The 15,016-nt window shown below is 74.8% G+C and carries 16 protein-coding genes; 10 read left to right on the forward strand and 6 right to left on the reverse strand.

The features are described 5' to 3' along the window. Window positions 1-2 precede the first annotated feature (2 nt). Together ACLQ14_RS13090 and ACLQ14_RS13095 are read right to left on the reverse strand one after the other, a co-directional pair. Window positions 3-1,055, reverse strand: a complete 1,053-nt coding sequence (locus tag ACLQ14_RS13090; RefSeq protein ID WP_425813643.1) for a 2,3-butanediol dehydrogenase — start codon at window positions 1,053-1,055, stop codon at window positions 3-5. Further along, window positions 1,052-1,636 (reverse strand): TetR/AcrR family transcriptional regulator, encoded by a 585-nt coding sequence (locus ACLQ14_RS13095; RefSeq protein ID WP_425813645.1) that lies wholly within the window; start codon window positions 1,634-1,636, stop codon window positions 1,052-1,054. The genes ACLQ14_RS13090 and ACLQ14_RS13095 overlap by 4 nt, the downstream gene beginning before the upstream one ends. Before the next feature lie 102 nt (window positions 1,637-1,738). Here ACLQ14_RS13095 and ACLQ14_RS13100 point away from each other — a divergent pair, with 102 nt between their 5' ends. Genes ACLQ14_RS13100 through rimI form a run of 5 tightly spaced genes read left to right on the forward strand, consistent with a single transcriptional unit; the run spans window position 1,739 to window position 5,886 of the window. Beyond that, a complete protein-coding gene (locus ACLQ14_RS13100) occupies window positions 1,739-2,770 on the forward strand; it encodes a pseudouridine synthase (RefSeq protein ID WP_425813647.1) in 1,032 nt (343 codons plus the stop codon). Further along, window positions 2,767-4,023, forward strand: a complete 1,257-nt coding sequence (alr, locus tag ACLQ14_RS13105) for an alanine racemase (RefSeq protein WP_425813649.1) — start codon at window positions 2,767-2,769, stop codon at window positions 4,021-4,023. The genes ACLQ14_RS13100 and alr overlap by 4 nt, the downstream gene beginning before the upstream one ends. Beyond that, on the forward strand, window positions 4,020-4,577 hold the full coding sequence (gene tsaE, locus ACLQ14_RS13110; RefSeq protein WP_425813651.1) for a tRNA (adenosine(37)-N6)-threonylcarbamoyltransferase complex ATPase subunit type 1 TsaE: 558 nt from the start codon (window positions 4,020-4,022) through the stop codon (window positions 4,575-4,577). The genes alr and tsaE overlap by 4 nt, the downstream gene beginning before the upstream one ends. Before the next feature lie 43 nt (window positions 4,578-4,620). Next, complete coding sequence (gene tsaB, locus ACLQ14_RS13115; RefSeq protein ID WP_425813653.1) at window positions 4,621-5,352, forward strand: tRNA (adenosine(37)-N6)-threonylcarbamoyltransferase complex dimerization subunit type 1 TsaB; 732 nt, start codon at window positions 4,621-4,623, stop codon at window positions 5,350-5,352. Window positions 5,353-5,382: 30 nt separating this feature from the next. Further along, the gene (gene rimI / locus ACLQ14_RS13120; protein ID WP_425813655.1) at window positions 5,383-5,886 is read left to right on the forward strand and encodes a ribosomal protein S18-alanine N-acetyltransferase; all 504 of its coding nucleotides are present in this window, start codon (window positions 5,383-5,385) and stop codon (window positions 5,884-5,886) included. A 101-nt stretch (window positions 5,887-5,987) separates the two neighbouring features. Here rimI and ACLQ14_RS13125 read toward each other — a convergent pair whose 3' ends face one another. Beyond that, a complete protein-coding gene (locus tag ACLQ14_RS13125) occupies window positions 5,988-6,638 on the reverse strand; it encodes a malonic semialdehyde reductase (RefSeq protein WP_425813657.1) in 651 nt (216 codons plus the stop codon). Window positions 6,639-6,741: 103 nt separating this feature from the next. Here ACLQ14_RS13125 and tsaD point away from each other — a divergent pair, with 103 nt between their 5' ends. Beyond that, complete coding sequence (gene tsaD / locus ACLQ14_RS13130; protein WP_425813659.1) at window positions 6,742-7,797, forward strand: tRNA (adenosine(37)-N6)-threonylcarbamoyltransferase complex transferase subunit TsaD; 1,056 nt, start codon at window positions 6,742-6,744, stop codon at window positions 7,795-7,797. A 33-nt stretch (window positions 7,798-7,830) separates the two neighbouring features. On the opposite strand, the gene ACLQ14_RS13135 is transcribed toward tsaD, so the two are convergent. Beyond that, window positions 7,831-8,967, reverse strand: coding sequence for a glutamate--cysteine ligase (locus ACLQ14_RS13135; RefSeq protein ID WP_425813661.1), 1,137 nt, complete (start codon window positions 8,965-8,967; stop codon window positions 7,831-7,833). A 27-nt stretch (window positions 8,968-8,994) separates the two neighbouring features. Further along, window positions 8,995-10,260 carry a class I SAM-dependent methyltransferase gene (locus ACLQ14_RS13140; protein ID WP_425813663.1) on the reverse strand — a complete coding sequence of 422 codons (1,266 nt, stop codon included), beginning with the start codon at window positions 10,258-10,260 and terminating at the stop codon, window positions 8,995-8,997. 184 nt (window positions 10,261-10,444) lie between these two features. Here ACLQ14_RS13140 and ACLQ14_RS13145 point away from each other — a divergent pair, with 184 nt between their 5' ends. The 3 genes from ACLQ14_RS13145 (at window position 10,445) to groES (ending at window position 13,153) form a co-directional block, all read left to right on the forward strand. Next, window positions 10,445-11,584, forward strand: a complete 1,140-nt coding sequence (locus tag ACLQ14_RS13145; RefSeq protein ID WP_425813665.1) for a DUF1611 domain-containing protein — start codon at window positions 10,445-10,447, stop codon at window positions 11,582-11,584. After that, the gene (locus ACLQ14_RS13150; protein WP_425813667.1) at window positions 11,581-12,669 is read left to right on the forward strand and encodes an alanine/ornithine racemase family PLP-dependent enzyme; all 1,089 of its coding nucleotides are present in this window, start codon (window positions 11,581-11,583) and stop codon (window positions 12,667-12,669) included. The genes ACLQ14_RS13145 and ACLQ14_RS13150 overlap by 4 nt, the downstream gene beginning before the upstream one ends. A 187-nt stretch (window positions 12,670-12,856) precedes the next feature. Continuing rightward, on the forward strand, window positions 12,857-13,153 hold the full coding sequence (gene groES / locus ACLQ14_RS13155; protein WP_425813669.1) for a co-chaperone GroES: 297 nt from the start codon (window positions 12,857-12,859) through the stop codon (window positions 13,151-13,153). Window positions 13,154-13,262: 109 nt separating this feature from the next. On the opposite strand, the gene ACLQ14_RS13160 is transcribed toward groES, so the two are convergent. After that, window positions 13,263-13,565: a WhiB family transcriptional regulator gene (locus ACLQ14_RS13160; protein ID WP_425813671.1), complete on the reverse strand. Its 303-nt coding sequence runs from the start codon at window positions 13,563-13,565 to the stop codon at window positions 13,263-13,265. Window positions 13,566-13,840: 275 nt separating this feature from the next. On the opposite strand from ACLQ14_RS13160, the gene ACLQ14_RS13165 reads away from it, so the two are divergent. Beyond that, the gene (locus tag ACLQ14_RS13165) at window positions 13,841-14,974 is read left to right on the forward strand and encodes a MerR family transcriptional regulator (RefSeq protein WP_425813673.1); all 1,134 of its coding nucleotides are present in this window, start codon (window positions 13,841-13,843) and stop codon (window positions 14,972-14,974) included. Window positions 14,975-15,016 lie beyond the last annotated feature (42 nt).

Here is a 15,016-nt window from a genome sequence, read left to right on the forward strand (position 1 = left end):
CGTCAGGAGTCGCTGCGGACGAGGAACTTCGCGCCCTTGCCGGCGCGGAGCGCCCCGATCGCGTCGACGACGCCGTCGAGGCCGATCTCGTCGACCCAGCCGGTTGTGTCGTAAGCGCCGTCGGCCATCGCGGCGATCACGGCGTCGAAGTCCTCGGGCAGGTACGCGAGCGCGCCGGCGATCTCGGTCTCAGACATCACGAGCGCGGTCGGGAACAGCTCCGTGGGACGCTCGTGGATCGCGACGACGACGAGCCGGCCCCCGGGCCGCAGGGCGGGGATCGCGGACGTGAGCGCCGGGCCGGCGCCCGCGGCGTCGAACGCGGCGTGCACCCCGTCGCCGCCGGTGAGTCCCGCGACGGCTGCCGCGAGGTCCTCGTTCACGGGGTCGACGGTGCGGGCGCCGAGGGCTTCGATCGTGGCACGGCGGGGGGCGCTGGGCTCCGAGACCAGCACGTCGGTCACGCCGTGCGCGCGCAGCGCGAACCACACGCCGATCCCGATGGGGCCCGCGCCGGCCACGAGCGCGGTCTGGCCGGCCTGCACGCCGCTGCGCTCGACGGCGTGCCACGCGACGGCCATCGGCTCGACGAGGGCGCCGAGGCGCAGATCGACGGACTCGGGAAGGCGGTGCACCATCGACGCGTCGACGGTGGTGAACTCGGCCATGCCACCACCGTGCGAGGTGAGCCCGTGGAAGCCGATGAGGCGGCACGCGTTGTAGCGGCCCTCGCGGCACGCCGCGCACTTCCCGCAGTAGTACACGGGCCAGACGGCGACGCGGTCGCCGACCTCGACGCCCGTCACGCCGTCACCCAGCTCGACGACCGTGCCCGAGAACTCGTGGCCGAGAATCTGCGGGAGCGTGGCTCCCGTGACGGGGTGCGGGCTCGTGAGGTCGAGGCCCGCTGCCTCGGGGGCGTAGTAGGCGTGCAGGTCGGACCCGCAGATGCCCGCGAACGCGTTGCGGAGCTTGACCTGGCCGGGGCCGGCAGCGGGCTCGGCCACCTCCTCGACGCGCAGGTCTTCCGTGCCGTGAAACTGTGCTGCCCTCATGGGGTGCTCCTTGTCTTCGATGGGTCGGGGTCGTCCGCCCGCAGCCACCACGACGGCGACGCCGCGAGCACCGCGCGCGCGGCGTGCTCGACGTCGGTGCTCCCGGTGCGCAGCCACTCCTCGACGGCGCCGACGGTGCCGCCCGCGGCGTACGCGGCGGCCAGGCGGAGGTCGTCCTCGCCGACGAGCGCCGGCGGCACGATCTCGGGGTGCGCGACCGCGTAGCGGTGGAGCCCCTCGCGCAGATGCTGCTCGAGGATGCTCCGCACGGGGGCCGCGAGGACGGGACGCATGGCGCCGCGGTAGACGTCGGCCCGGTGCGCGACGTGCTGGAGCAGCCGGCGCTCCGCGACTCCGATCGGGCCGTCGGGGGCGTCGCCGATGACGTCGTCGAGCTCGACGGCGAGGGCGTCGCCGAGCAGGGTCACCGGGTCGGTCGTGTGGCGGTAGAACGTGTCGCGCGTGACGTCGGCGGTGCGGCAGACAGCCGCCGCGGTGACGTCGACGATCGGTTCCCTCGCCGCGAGCTCGAGGACCGCGTCGTGCAGGCGTGCTCGCGTGCGGCTCGTGCGTGCGTCCATGCCTCCATGATATCTGACATCTGTCAGATAGTGGGGAAAGGCTGTCGTCGAGGGTGGCCGACGGGCGCCTCGGGCCGTGCGCGCCGGGCGCTACGGTGGAGCGTGCCCCGCCGCAGGACCCCGCCGCCGCTCCCGGTGCGCGCCGGGCTCAACCCGACCCGGCTGCGGCTGCCCGCCCCCGCGTCCCAGGACCAGCCTGCGACCGTCCTCGCCTACCTCGTCGGCCGGTTCCCCGACGACGACGCCCGCCTGCGCGAGAAGGTCACGGCCGGGGAGGTCGTGCTCGAGAACGGCACGCCCGTCGACGAGCGCACGCCCTATCGCGCCCACGAGACGGTCTGGCTGTACCGCGACCCGCCGGTGGAGCCGGACCTCCCGTTCCGCGCCGAGGTGCTCCACCGCGACGAGAACCTGCTCGTCGTCGACAAGCCGCACTTCGTCGCCACGCTCCCGCGGGGGGCGTACGTCGCGCGCTCGCTCCTCGTCCAGCTCCGGCGCGAGCTCGACCTGCCGGAGCTGTCGCCGATCCACCGGCTCGACCGCGTCACCGCGGGGGTCGTCGTGTTCACGGTCCGCCGCGAGGTCCGTGGCGCCTACCAGCAGCTCCTCGACACGCGCGGCCTCGACAAGGAGTACCTCGCCGTCGCCCCGGTGCGGCCCGGCCTCGAGCTCCCGGTCGTCGTGCGGAGCCGCATCGTCAAGGAGCGCGGCGTGCTGCGGGCGTCGGAGGTGCCGGGGGAGCCCAACGCGGAGAGCCGCGTCTCGCTGCTCGCGTCGCGGCCCTGGCCCGACGCCGTCGCGCGCCCCGCGTGGGCGCCGGAGGAGGCGGCGCCCGACCTCGGCCTCTACCGCCTCGAGCCGCGCACCGGCCGTACGCACCAGCTCCGGCTCCACCTCGCCCGCCTCGGCATCCCGATCCTCGGCGATCCCTTCTACCCGGTGCTCCACGACGTCGACGAGGACGACTGGTCCGACCCGCTCCAGCTCCTGGCGCGCCAGGTCGCGTTCACCGACCCGTTCACCGGCGAGCGGCGGACGTTCGAGTCCAGGCGGCGCCTCGCCGCCTGGTCCGGCGCCGCCTCGTCCGGCGCTGCCTGGCCCGTGGGCCCGGAGTGCGAGGATGGGACACCGTGAGCCTCCCCATCGACCCGCCCGCCGCACCCCCGCTCGACGGCGCCGGCTTCCCCGCGCGGGCGGTCGTCGACCTCGCCGCGATCCGCGGGAACGTGCGCACGCTGCGCGAACGCGCGTCCGGTGCCGAGGTCCTCGCGGTCGTGAAGGCCGACGCGTACGGGCACGGCCTGGTGCCGTCGGCGCGCGCCGCGGTCGAGGGCGGGGCGACGTGGCTGGGCGTCGCGCAGGCCTCCGAGGCGCTCGCGCTCCGCGCCGGGGGCATCGGGCCGGACGACGCACGCCTCCTCACCTGGCTGCACGCACCGGGCGTGGACTTCGCCGCGTTGCTCGAGTCCGACGTCGACGTCTCGGTCGCCGCGTCCTGGGCCGTGGACGACGTCGTCGCGGCGGCGCGGTCCACCGGCCGCACGGCGCGGGTGCACCTCAAGGTGGACACCGGGCTCGGTCGCAACGGCGTGATGGCGGACGACCTCGACAGCGTCCTGCCCGCGCTCCTCGAGGCCGAGGCCGAGGGCGTGCTCCGGCTCGTCGGCCTGTGGTCGCACCTGGCGCTCGCGGACGAGCCGGGGCACCCCAGCGTGCGCGCCCAGCGCGTCGTCTTCGAGGACGTTCTGGACCGGGCCGAGCACGCGGGCGCGCGCCTCGAGGTGCGGCACCTGGCCAACTCGGCGGCGACCGTGACGGCTCCCGAGCTTCACTACGACCTCGTCCGACCCGGGCTCGCGGTGTACGGCATGTCGCCGGTGCCCCAGCTCGCCTCGTCGCGTGAGCTGGGCCTGGTGCCCGCCATGACGGTCGAGGCGAGCCTCGCCACCGTCAAGCGTGTCCGGGCGGGGCAGGGCGTGTCGTACGCCCACCTGTACACGACGACGCAGGACACCGTGCTCGGCGTCGTGCCCCTGGGCTACGGCGACGGCATCCCGCGGCACGCGTCGGGCGGAGCCGCAGGTCCCGGGGGTCCGGTGCTCGTCGGGCACGACGACGCGGCCCGGGTCGTGCGGGTCGCCGGCCGCGTCTGCATGGACCAGGTCGTGCTCGACCTCGGCCCGGACACGACGGAGCGGGCCGGCGACACCGTGCGTCTGTTCGGCGTCGACGAGCCGCTCGCGGCGGGCGGCACCGCGCCCACGGCGCAGGACTGGGCCGACGCCGCCAGCACCATCAGCTACGAGATCACCACCCGCCTGGGCGCCCGCATCCCGCGCGTCCACATCGACACGGAGGGCCTCGCGCCCTCGACGGAGCACGCATGAGCCGCAGCTACACCCTCGACCTGCCCGACGCCGACGCCACCCGCGCGTTCGGCACGGCGCTCTCCGCGGTCCTTCGCGCCGGCGACCTCGTCGTCCTGACGGGCGACCTCGGCGCCGGCAAGACGACCCTCACCCAGGGCATCGGCGCCGGACTCGGCGTACGGGGCCAGGTGGCGTCGCCGACGTTCATCATCGCCCGGGAGCACCCGCCGCTCACCCCCGGGCCCGGGCTCGTGCACGTGGACGCCTATCGGCTCGGGTCCCTCGACGAGGTCGACGCGCTCGACCTCGACTCGAGCCTCGAGGATGTCGTCACGGTCGTGGAGTGGGGCGAGGGCCTCGTCGAGCAGCTCGCCGACGACCGCCTCGAGGTGCGGCTCGAGCGCCCGCACGGCGGGTTCACGGCGACGAGCGACCTCGGGGACGACGAGGAGCCCGGCACCGAGGACGGGGCCGGCGCCGAGGTCGGCGTCCGGCACGCGACGGTCACGGCCGTGGGGGAGCGGTGGGACGACGTCGCGCTCCCGGGCGAGCCGCCGGACCCCGCCTCCTGACCGCAGCACCACGAGAGGTCGCGCGACCTCTTACGCTGGTCCCGTGGCAGTTCTTGCAGTCGACACGTCCGCGGCCGTCGCCGTCGCCCTGGTCGGGGAGGGCGGCGAGCGGCTCGCGTCGCGCGTCGCCGACGAGCAGCGCCGGCACGCCGAGCTTCTCTCCCCGCTGGTCTCCGAGGTTCTGCACGAGGCGCAGGTCCACCGCTCGGAGCTGACGGCCGTCGTCGCGGGCACCGGGCCCGCGCCCTTCACCGGGCTGCGCGTCGGCCTCGTCACCGCGCGCACGCTCGGGCTGGCGCTCGGTATCCCGGTCTGGGGCGTGTGCAGCCTCGACGCGCTCGCCGCGGAGGCGGTCGGCGACCTCGGCCTCGGGCCCGACGACGAGGTGCTCGTCGCCGCGGACGCCCGCCGCCGCGAGGTGTACTGGGCGCGCTACCGGGTCGTCGCGCACGAGGGGCCGCACGGCGTCCCCGTTCTCGAGACCGTCGCCGGACCGGACGTCGCCCGGGCCGAGGACGTGGTGGCCGCGGGGCACGCGGAGGGCGCCGTCGTCGTCGGGCGGGGCGCCGCGCTGTACCCCGAGCTGGGGGAGGCGGCGTCTGCCGCGACCGACCCGGAGGCCTCGGGCGACGCGCCGGACCTGCCGGACCCGGTCGTGCTCGCCCGGCTCGCGCTCGCCAGGCACGCGGCCGGCGAGGACCTGCCCACCGCGCCGCTGTACCTGCGCCGGCCGGACGCCCAGGTCCCGGGCGCGCCGAAGCGCGCGAGCGCCTGAGCGCCGCGCGGCCGGTGAGGGAGGCGTGAGATGAGCACGGACGCCGGGGTCGTAGGGAGCCGGATCCGGCCGCTGCGCGCGGCCGACCTGCGCCGCGTCGTCCAGCTCGAGGTCGAGCTGTTCGGTCGTGGTGCCTGGAGCTACGCGATGGTCGCGCAGGAGCTCGGAGCGCTCGGCCGCTGGTACGTCGCCGCGGAGCCCCTGCGGATCGACGCCGCCGGGACGGCACCCCTGGTCGGCTACGCGGGGCTGTGGTTCGACGGCGACGTCACGCAGATCATGACGATCGGCGTCGACCCGGCGTACCAGCACCACGGGATCGGGTCGCAGCTCCTCGAGGCTCTCATCGCGCGCTCGCGCGAGCTGCGTGCGGAGGCGGTGCTGCTGGAGGTGCGGGTCGACAACGAGCCCGCGCTCCGGCTGTACGCCAAGTACGGCTTCGAGCAGCTCGGCATCCGCAAGCGCTACTACCAGCCCGAGGACGTCGACGCCTACACGATGCGGCTCGAGCTCGGCGCGGCCGACGCGGGCTGAGGGCCGCTCCGGACGCACCCGGCTCGAAAGGCGCCCGGCTCCGGAGACACGCAGGGCGCCCGGACCGTGGTCCGGGCGCCCTGTGCGTATGCGGGGGAAGGTCAGATGACCTCGGCGACGGTCTCGAAGTCGAGGCGCGCCTGGCGCGGCTTGTGCGCGCCCTCGGGGGCGGTGACGCCCGCGGTGATGACGACGAGCGACTTCCAGCCGTTGTCGGCGAGGAGGTCCGCGTCCACGCCCGCGGCGTCGAAGCCGGTCTTGGGGCCGACGGCGAGGCCGGCGGCGCGCAGGCCGACGATCAGGTAGCCGATCTGGATGAGCGACGACGTCCGTGCCATGCCCTCGCGGGCGTCGCCCATCGCCTCGAACTGCTCCTCGGCGCCCTCGCGGAAGGGGGCGAGCGTCTTGAAGTGGCGGTGGAACGCCGGGTCGGCTGCGGCCACGATCGTGACGGGCGCGTTCAGGACGGCGTCACGGTTGACGTCGGCCATGTGGGCGGCGAGCCGCTGCTTGCCCTCGTCCGAGCGCACCACGAGCAGGCGCATCGGCAGCGAGTTCATCATGGTCGGCGCCCAGCGCACGAGCCCCCAGGCGGCGCGGAGCTGCTCGTCCGTGACGGGCTCGTCGGCGAAGCCGTAGGTCGTGTGGGCCTCGCGGAACAGGAGGTCCGCGGTGGCGTCGTCGATCACGAGGGCGGTCTCGAGGGCTTCGAGCTCGCGCTCGAACTCGTCGGTCGTAGTGTCCAGGCTCATGACCGCGTCAACAGTTGCGACGACAAGCGATCATCCCGGACCCGACGTGACGTCCGACACACCCGCGCGCGTCGGCCCGGCGCGACGCCACTACCCTGGGGGCATGCCCGACCAGTCCGGACCCCCCCTCGTCCTCGGCATCGAGACGTCCTGCGACGAGACGGGCGTCGCGCTCGTCCGCGGCGACGAGCTCCTGGTCGACGCCGTCGCGAGCTCGATGGACGAGCACGCCCGGTTCGGCGGGATCATCCCGGAGGTTGCGAGCCGCGCCCACCTCGAGGCCATGATCCCGACGATCGAGCGCGCGCTCGGCACCGCGGACGTGGACGTGTCGGAGGTCGACGCGATCGCCGTGACCGCGGGCCCGGGGCTCGTCGGGCCGCTGACCATCGGCGCGAGCGCCGCGAAGGCCCTCGCGCTGGGCCTGGGCAAGCCGCTGTACGGCGTCAACCACGTGATCGGCCACGCCGCTGTGGACGCGCTGGTCGACGGCCCGTTCCCCGAGCGCTTCATGGCGCTCGTCGTCTCGGGCGGGCACTCGTCCCTGCTGCTCGTCGACGACATCGCGACGAAGGTCACCGAGCTCGGCTCGACGCTCGACGACGCCGCGGGCGAGGCCTTCGACAAGGTCGGCCGGCTGCTCGGCCTGCCGTACCCAGGCGGCCCGCACATCGACCGGCTCGCGCGCGAGGGGAACCCCGCCGCGATCAGGTTCCCCCGCGGGCTCACGGCCGCGAAGGACCAGGACAAGCACGCCTACGACTTCTCGTTCTCCGGCCTCAAGACCGCGGTCGCGCGCTGGGTCGAGACCAAGCGCGACGCGGGGGAGGAGCTCCCCCTGCCCGACGTCGCGGCCTCCTTCGCCGCGGCCGTCGCCGACGTGCTCACGGCCAAGACCATCGCCGCGTGCCACCGCCACGGGGTCGACACGCTCGTCGTCGGCGGCGGGTTCTCGGCCAACTCGCAGCTCCGCGACATGGCAGCCGAGCGCTGCGCGGCCGAGGGCATCACGCTCCGCATCCCGCCGATCCGCTACTGCACCGACAACGGCGCGATGATCGCGGCGCTCGGGTCGGCCGTCGTCGCGGCCGGGGTCGCGCCGTCGAACCTGGACATCGGCGTCGACTCGTCGATGCCGCTGACGACCATCACCGTCTGAGCCCCGGCGCGCGGGCCACCACGCCGAGAGGGCTCAGAGCGGGCGGCCCGCCCGCATCTCGGCGACGAGCGACGCGACGACGGCGTCGAGCTCGCCGCCCGCGCGCCGGGCGACGGCGCGCTGGCGCTGGTACGACGCGCCCTTGCGGAGGATCGTGCGCACCCCGTCGAGGTCGGCGGCGCACCCGAGGCCCTCGGCCACGGGCTCGAGCTCGGTGAGCAGCCGCGCGACGGCGTCGGTGACGAGCTCCTCGTTCCCGGCCGAGTCGAGGATGATGATGGCGTCCATGCCGTAGCGCGCCGACCGCCACTTGTTCTCCTGGACGAACCAGGGCGGCAGCGTGGGCAGCTCCGCGCCGTCGTCGAGCATGCGGGAGAACTTCTCCACCAGGCAGTGCGTGAGCGCGGCGAGCGCCCGGAGCTCGCTGATGTTGGTGACGCCGTCGAGGACGCGGGACTCGAGCGTCCCGTTGCGGGGCGAGGGCCGCAGGTCCCAGCGGACCTCGTCGAACCCGTCGATGACCCCCGTGTGCTGCAGGTCGGAGGCGTAGCGCTCGAGCTCGTGCCACTCCTCGAACTGGAACGGCAGGCCCGCGGTCGGCAGCTGCTGGAACATCAGGGCGCGGTTGGACGCGTAGTTGGTGTCGCGCCCGCCCCAGAACGGCGACGACGCCGACAGCGACTGCAGGTGCGCGAAGCAGGTGAGCATGGCCCGGAGGATGGGCAGCACCTTGCGGCGGTCCTCGATGCCGACGTGCACGTGCACGCCGTAGATGAGCATCTGCCGGCCCCACCACTGGGTCCGGTCGATGAGCGTGTTGTAGCGCGCCTTGTCGGTGACCTTCTGGTGCGACCACTGCGCGAACGGGTGGGTCCCCGCGCACATGAGCTCGACCCGCAGCGGGTCGGTGACGGCCCGGATCTCCTCGACCGCCCGCTCGAGGTCGCCCGCCGCGTCGGGCACGTTGCGCCCGACGCCGGACACGACCTCGACCGTGTTGAGCAGCAGCTCCTGCACGATGTGGGGGTGGGCGTCGCGCCCCGGGGGACGGACGGCGTCGAGCACCGTCTGGGCGACCTGGCGCAGGTCTCCGGAGTCCTTGTCCACGAGGGCGAGCTCCCACTCGATGCCGACCGTGGACCGCTCCGACTGCGCGAACGGCAGATGCATGCGCTCACTCTTCCACGGCGGGGGACGCTACGCGTGCGGCTCCGGCTCCACGACGAGCACGCTCTGCCGGCCGCCGACCCGGGTGAGCACGAGCGTCGTCTCGGCGCTGTCCGGGGTGTTGCGCAGGCCGAGGTCGCGGCGCAGCTGCTCGGGGGTCACGGCGGTGCCGCGCTTCTTGATCGTGACCCGTCCGACGCCCCGCTCGCGCAGGTAGCCCTTGAGCCGCTTGAGCCCGAACGGCATGACGTCGAGCACCCGGTACGCGGTCGCGACCGGTACTTGCGCCCGGGGCGCGCCGCCCGCGTCCGACGACGGCGCCGCGGGCCCGGCGTCGGTCGTCACGTACGCGATGGTCGGGTCGAGCAGGCGTCCGCCCAGCTCGGCCGCGACGGACGCCACGAGGCCCGCACGGATGACGGCGCCGTCGGGCTCGTAGAGGTAGGCGCCGACGGGCCCGACGTCCGGGGCGGCGCCGTCCTCGCCCGGCGCGGGGCCGCGGAGCTCGCGGCCGGCGACGCGTCCCCCGGCGCCCGACCGCAGCACGAGCGCGGTCCGCCCCGGGCCCCCGGGGGCGAGCGGGCCGAACCAGAGGGCCGCCTCCACGACGTCCCCGTCGACCGACACCCACTGGGTCTCCGCGTCGTCGGGAAGGCCGGCGTGCGCGATCCCCGGGCCGACCTTGATGCCGAGCGCGGGCACGGCGTCCCGCAGCGCCCAGACGGCGTCGAGCGGGGGAGCGTAGGCGGCGGGGTCGAGGACGCGCGTGCCGGTGCGCGTGCGGCGCATCGGGTCGGCGTAGACGCCGTCGACGTCCTCGGCGCGCAGGTCGAGCGCGAGCCCGTCGGCGCAGCGGACCTCGGCCTCGGGGAACGCGCGGAGGTTGTGCGCGGCGAGCGCCGCCGTCGCGGGGTCGACGTCGGTCGCGAGCACCCGCAGGCCCACGCCGGCCAACGCGAGCGCGTCGGCGCCGAGCCCGCACGTGAGGTCGGCGACGCGCGTGGCGCCCGCCACGAGGTAGCGCTGGGCGTGGCGCGCGGCCACGACGAGCCGGGTGGCCTGCTCGAGGCCCTCGGGCGTGAACAGCATGCCGTCGGCGAACGGGCCGAGCTTGCCGCGCGCCTTGTCGCGCAGCCGCGTCTGCGTGAGCGCCGCGGCCGCGAGGGACGGGTCGACACCCTGCTCGCGCAGGGTCGCGGAGAGGGCGAGCGCACGCGACTCGTCGTACGGCGGGAGGGCCTGGAGGAGGGCGCGCCCGGCCGGGCTGGTGAGCTGTTCGACGGTCGCGAGGTCCATCCGCCGATCCTCGCAGACGCCGCGGGCGCTGGTTCCGGGCCCACCGCTCCCAGGTAACGCTGCTACCGTCCACAGCGCCGGCGCCACGTCCGGTACTCAGCGAATGCAGCCCTCGCTGGCAGTCGGGCTCCGGCCCCGCCCCTGGTGCTTGCCGCCTCCTCTGAGCCTTTCCTCGAGGAGCGCTATGCCCCCCCTGTCGTCCCGTCCTGCCCTGCCCACGTCCGCCGTCGTCTACTGCGAGGGGCAGTTCGGCGAGCAGGACGGCAAGACCGCCAACGGTCTCGTCCGCCACTCCGAGAAGTACGAGATCGTCGCCGTCATCGACAGCGGGCACGCCGGCGTGGATGCCGGCGCGTTCCTCGACGGCACGCCGAACGGCATCCCCGTCGTCGCGAGCCTCGCCGACGCGGTCGCCCACACCGGGTACGTGCCCGACCATCTGATCTGCGGGGTCGCGCCCGCCGACGGGCTGCTGTCCGCGGCCCAGCGCGTCGTGCTGCTCGACGGCGTCGCCCGCGGCATGCACATCGTCAACGGTCTGCACGAGTTCCTCGGGGACGACCCGGAGTTCGTCGCGGCGGCGCTGCTCGCGGACGTGACGATCACCGACGTCCGACGCCCCAAGGAGACCAAGGACCTGCACCTGTTCTCGGGTCGCGTCTTCGACGTCACGTGCCCGCGGATCGCGGTGCTCGGCACCGACGGAGCGATCGGGAAGCGCACGACAGCCACGCTCCTGGTCCAGGCGCTCGTGGCGCGGGGGATCAGGTCGGTCCTCGTCGGGACCGGGCAGACGACCCTCATCCAGGGTGGCAAGTACGGCGTGGCGCTCGATGCGCTCGTGCCGCAGTTCTGCTCGGGCGAGGTGGAGGACCGAGTCGTCGCGGCGTTCGAGGGCGAGCGTCCCGACGTGATCGTCGTCGAGGGCCAGGGGGCGCTCAGCCACCCGGCCTACCTCACGTCGGCGCACATCCTGCGCGGCAGCCGGCCCGCCGGCGTCGTCGTCCAGCACGCGCCCCGGCGCGAGTTCCTGGGCGACTTTCCCATGGTGGCGATGCCGACGGTGCAGAGCGAGATCGCGCTCATCGAGGCGTTCGCCGACACGCGCGTCATCGGGGTCACGCTCAACCACGAGCACATGACCGACGCGGAGGTCTCCGAGGAGATCGATGCGCTCGAGCTCGACCTCGGCCTGCCGGTGACCGACCCGTTGACGCGGCCCCTCGACCGCCTGGTCGACATGGTGCTGCTGGCGTTCCCGGGACTGGCGGCGTCGACGGCGCGCGAGCCCGCTGCGGCGGCCCTCGCGCCGGGCGAGCGGTGAGCGCGCCTCGCCTCGAGGTCGACCTGCTCGCCGTCACGCACAACACCCGGACCCTCGTCGACCGGCTCGCGCCGCGCGGGATCCGGGTGACGGGCGTGACGAAGGCCGCGCTCGGGGCGCCGGACCTCGCCGCGGCGATGCTGGCCGGGGGCGCGCTCGGGCTCGGCGACTCACGGGTCGAGAACCTCGCCCGGCTGCGCGCCGCCGGCCCCGCCGTCCCCGCGGACGTGCCGCGCACCCTCATCCGGTCGCCCATGGTCAGCCAGGCGGACGACGCCGTCCGGGTCGCGACGACGAGCCTCGTCACCGAGGCCCGGACGCTCGACGCGCTCTCCGCGGCGGCCGCGCGCCAGGGCACCCGGCACGACGTCGTCCTCATGGTCGAGCTCGGCGACCTGCGCGAGGGCGTACCCGCGGCCGACCTCGTCGACCTGGCGCGGTCGGTGCGTCGTCACGCGGGCCTGCGGCTCGCCGGGGTCGGGACCAACCTCGCGTGCCAGAGCGGGGTGGTCCCGGGACCTCGCGCGATGCGCGAGCTGTCGGACCTCGCCGCACAGGTCGAGGTGGCGTGCGGCCGTCGGCTCGAGGTGGTCTCGGGCGGGAACTCGGCCTCCCTGGCGTGGGCGCTCGGGACCGACGACGTGGGCCGCGTCGACGAGCTGCGGCTCGGAGAGTCCCTCCTGCTCGGCACCGACCCGCTGACACGAGCCCCGATCGAGGGGCTGCGGACCGACGCGTTCACGCTCGTCGCGGAGGTCATCGAGGTCCAGGCCAAGCCCGCCCAGCCGTGGGGCGAGATCGGGCAGGCCGCCTACGGGGACGCACCCGCGAGGCGCGGGACCGGAACGGTCCGGCAGGCGCTGGTGGCCGTGGGCCGACAGGACGTCGAACCCGAGGGCCTGGTGCCGCCGGCGGGCGTCGTGGTGCTCGGCGCCAGCAGCGACCACCTCGTGCTCGACGTCGGGGACGTCCCGGTGGAGGTCGGCGACGAGCTGCGCTTCGGGCTCGGCTACGGCGGCCTCGTGCGGGCCGGGACCTCGCCGTTCGTGGCGTGGACGGCCGTGGCCCTCGACGCGCGGAGTTAAGAGCCTGGCGTTGGCACTCGCCTTGACCGAGTGCTAACGCCCCCCTAGATTGGGACCCGAGCCGACGGCAGCCCGCGAGGGACCGCCCGAGGCCGTGTGCTCCCGCTGTGCCGGCACCCGCGACGACGGCCGGCGTGCGCACGAACCCATCGTCAACCGCAGTGCTCAGCGAAAGGGAGGACCCGCTGTGTCGGTCCCCATCAAGCCGCTCGAGGACCGGATCGTCGTGAAGGCCGTCGAGGCCGAGACCACGACGGCGTCCGGTCTGGTCATCCCGGACACCGCGAAGGAGAAGCCCCAGGAGGGCGAGGTCCTCGCGGTGGGCCCGGGTCGCATCGACGACAACGGCAACCGTGTCCCGCTCGACGTCGCCGTCGGCGACAAGGTCCTGTACAGCAAGTACGGCGGCACCGAGGTGAAGTACGCGGGCGAGGAGTACCTCGTGCTCTCCGCGCGCGACGTCCTCGCGGTGGTCGTCAGCTGACACCGGCGACGCCGCGGCCCGCGCCGTCGGGCCACGCACGAGGCCCCGCACCCTTCCGGGTGCGGGGCCTCGTGCCGTCGTACGGTCCTGTCGGCCGGGTCCGACGGCCTCAGCCGGCGCGGCCGAGCGCCTGACGGTCGCGCTCGCACAGGATGGTCGTGCGCTCGTCCTCGGTGAGGCCCCCCCAGACCCCGTACGGCTCGCGGACGCGCAGCGCGTGCTCGCGGCACAGCTCCATGACCGGGCAGCTCGCGCACACGGCCTTCGCGGCCTCGTCGCGCCTGCGCCTGTTGGATCCCCGTTCGCCCTCGGGGTGGAAGAACACCTCGTCACCGGTCTGGCGGCAGGCCCCCTGGTACTGCCATTCCCACAGGTCCATCACAGGGCCGGGGAGGCGGGAGATCTCGGTCATGACGTCGTCCTTTCGCTGGCGAACGATGCGGACGTGGCCCCCTGGGGTCCACGCTGCTAGCGGTAGCTCGCTGACGTCGTGAGCCCGGACTCCTCGTGGTCGGCCCGGCTCCCTCGGTCAGTGGTTCACAACCAAGCAATCGCTTCACAGATTGTTCAAGACCTCTTCGCAACGTTCTTGAATCGCTTGGTCACGGGCGAAATGGCGCGGTGCTGGCGCGCTCCTGACGCGATTCGCCGGTGGCGGTGCGGGGCGACCCTGAGCACAATCAAGGGGTGACAGGCGGCAGCACGAGCAGGCCCACGAGCGTCCCGGGCCAGGGACACGACAACGGCGACACCGAAGGCACGACGACGGGCGGTGCCCGGGCGTCCGGCTACACGGTGGCCAGCGTCGCTCGTCGGCTCGGCGTGGCCGCCGCGACGCTGCGGACCTGGGACCGCCGGTACGGGCTCGGGCCCTCCTCGCACGTCGCCGGCGCGCACCGTCGCTACACGGGCGAGGACGTCGACCGCCTCCTGCTGATGCGCGAGCTGACGCTCGACGGCGTCGCCCCGGCGGAGGCGGCGCGGACCGCGCTGGCCGCGGGCCAGGACGAGCTGCGTCGTCGGGCGCTCGCGGCGGAGGACCTGCACGACGACCCCGACGTCGTGACCTCGGGGCACGCGCCCGCCGCGGTCCGGCCGGTGCTCCGCGCGATCGCGGGCGGTCGCGACGCGGGAGCGGGCCGGGACACAGCCGGCCTCCCCGTCGACCCGCACGCGCTCGTGGCCGACATCGTGGACGCGGCCATCGCCTACGACGAGTCGCGCTGCGACGAGCTGCTCCGCATCGGCGTGGACGGCGACCCCGCCGCCTGGTGGGCCGACGTCGTCGAGCCCGCGCGCCAGCGGCTCGTCGCCCGGGTCGTGCTCGCGGGCCCCGGGGAGGCGCCCGAGGTCCTGCTGAACAACGCCACGCTGCACGCGCTGCGCGTCTTCCAGGCCGAGCACGGCGACGAGGTGACGGAGCGGTCCGGGCCGCCGGTGTCCCACCCGTCGCGGCTCGGCCGCATCGTCCTCGTCTTCTCGGCGATCGGGGAGCCCGTGCCCGTGGTCGCCCACGCCCTCGCCGCAGCCCTCGTCGCCCACGGCGTGACGGCGCGCGTCGTCACCGGCCCGGCCGGCGCCCACCGGTCGATCGAGCTCGTCACGATGGTGCAGCCCGTGGCGGTCGTCACGGTCTCCGGGCTGACCCAGCCGCCGTGGCACCTCGTCGAGGCGATCCACGAGGCGCACCCCGCGCTGCCGATCTTCGTCGGGCTGGGGCGCGACCAGGACGAGACCGCCGTACCCCTCGCGCACCAGGTGCACCGCGCGCGGAGCTTCCCGGGGCTGCTCCACGAGGTCCTCGCCGTCGCCGAGGGCTGAGGCCCGGCGGAGGCGGCCGGGGAGGAAGGGGCGCCGCGGAAC

This window comes from Luteimicrobium sp. DT211 (assembly GCF_049844995.1).
Taxonomy (GTDB): Bacteria; Actinomycetota; Actinomycetes; order Actinomycetales; family Cellulomonadaceae; genus Luteimicrobium.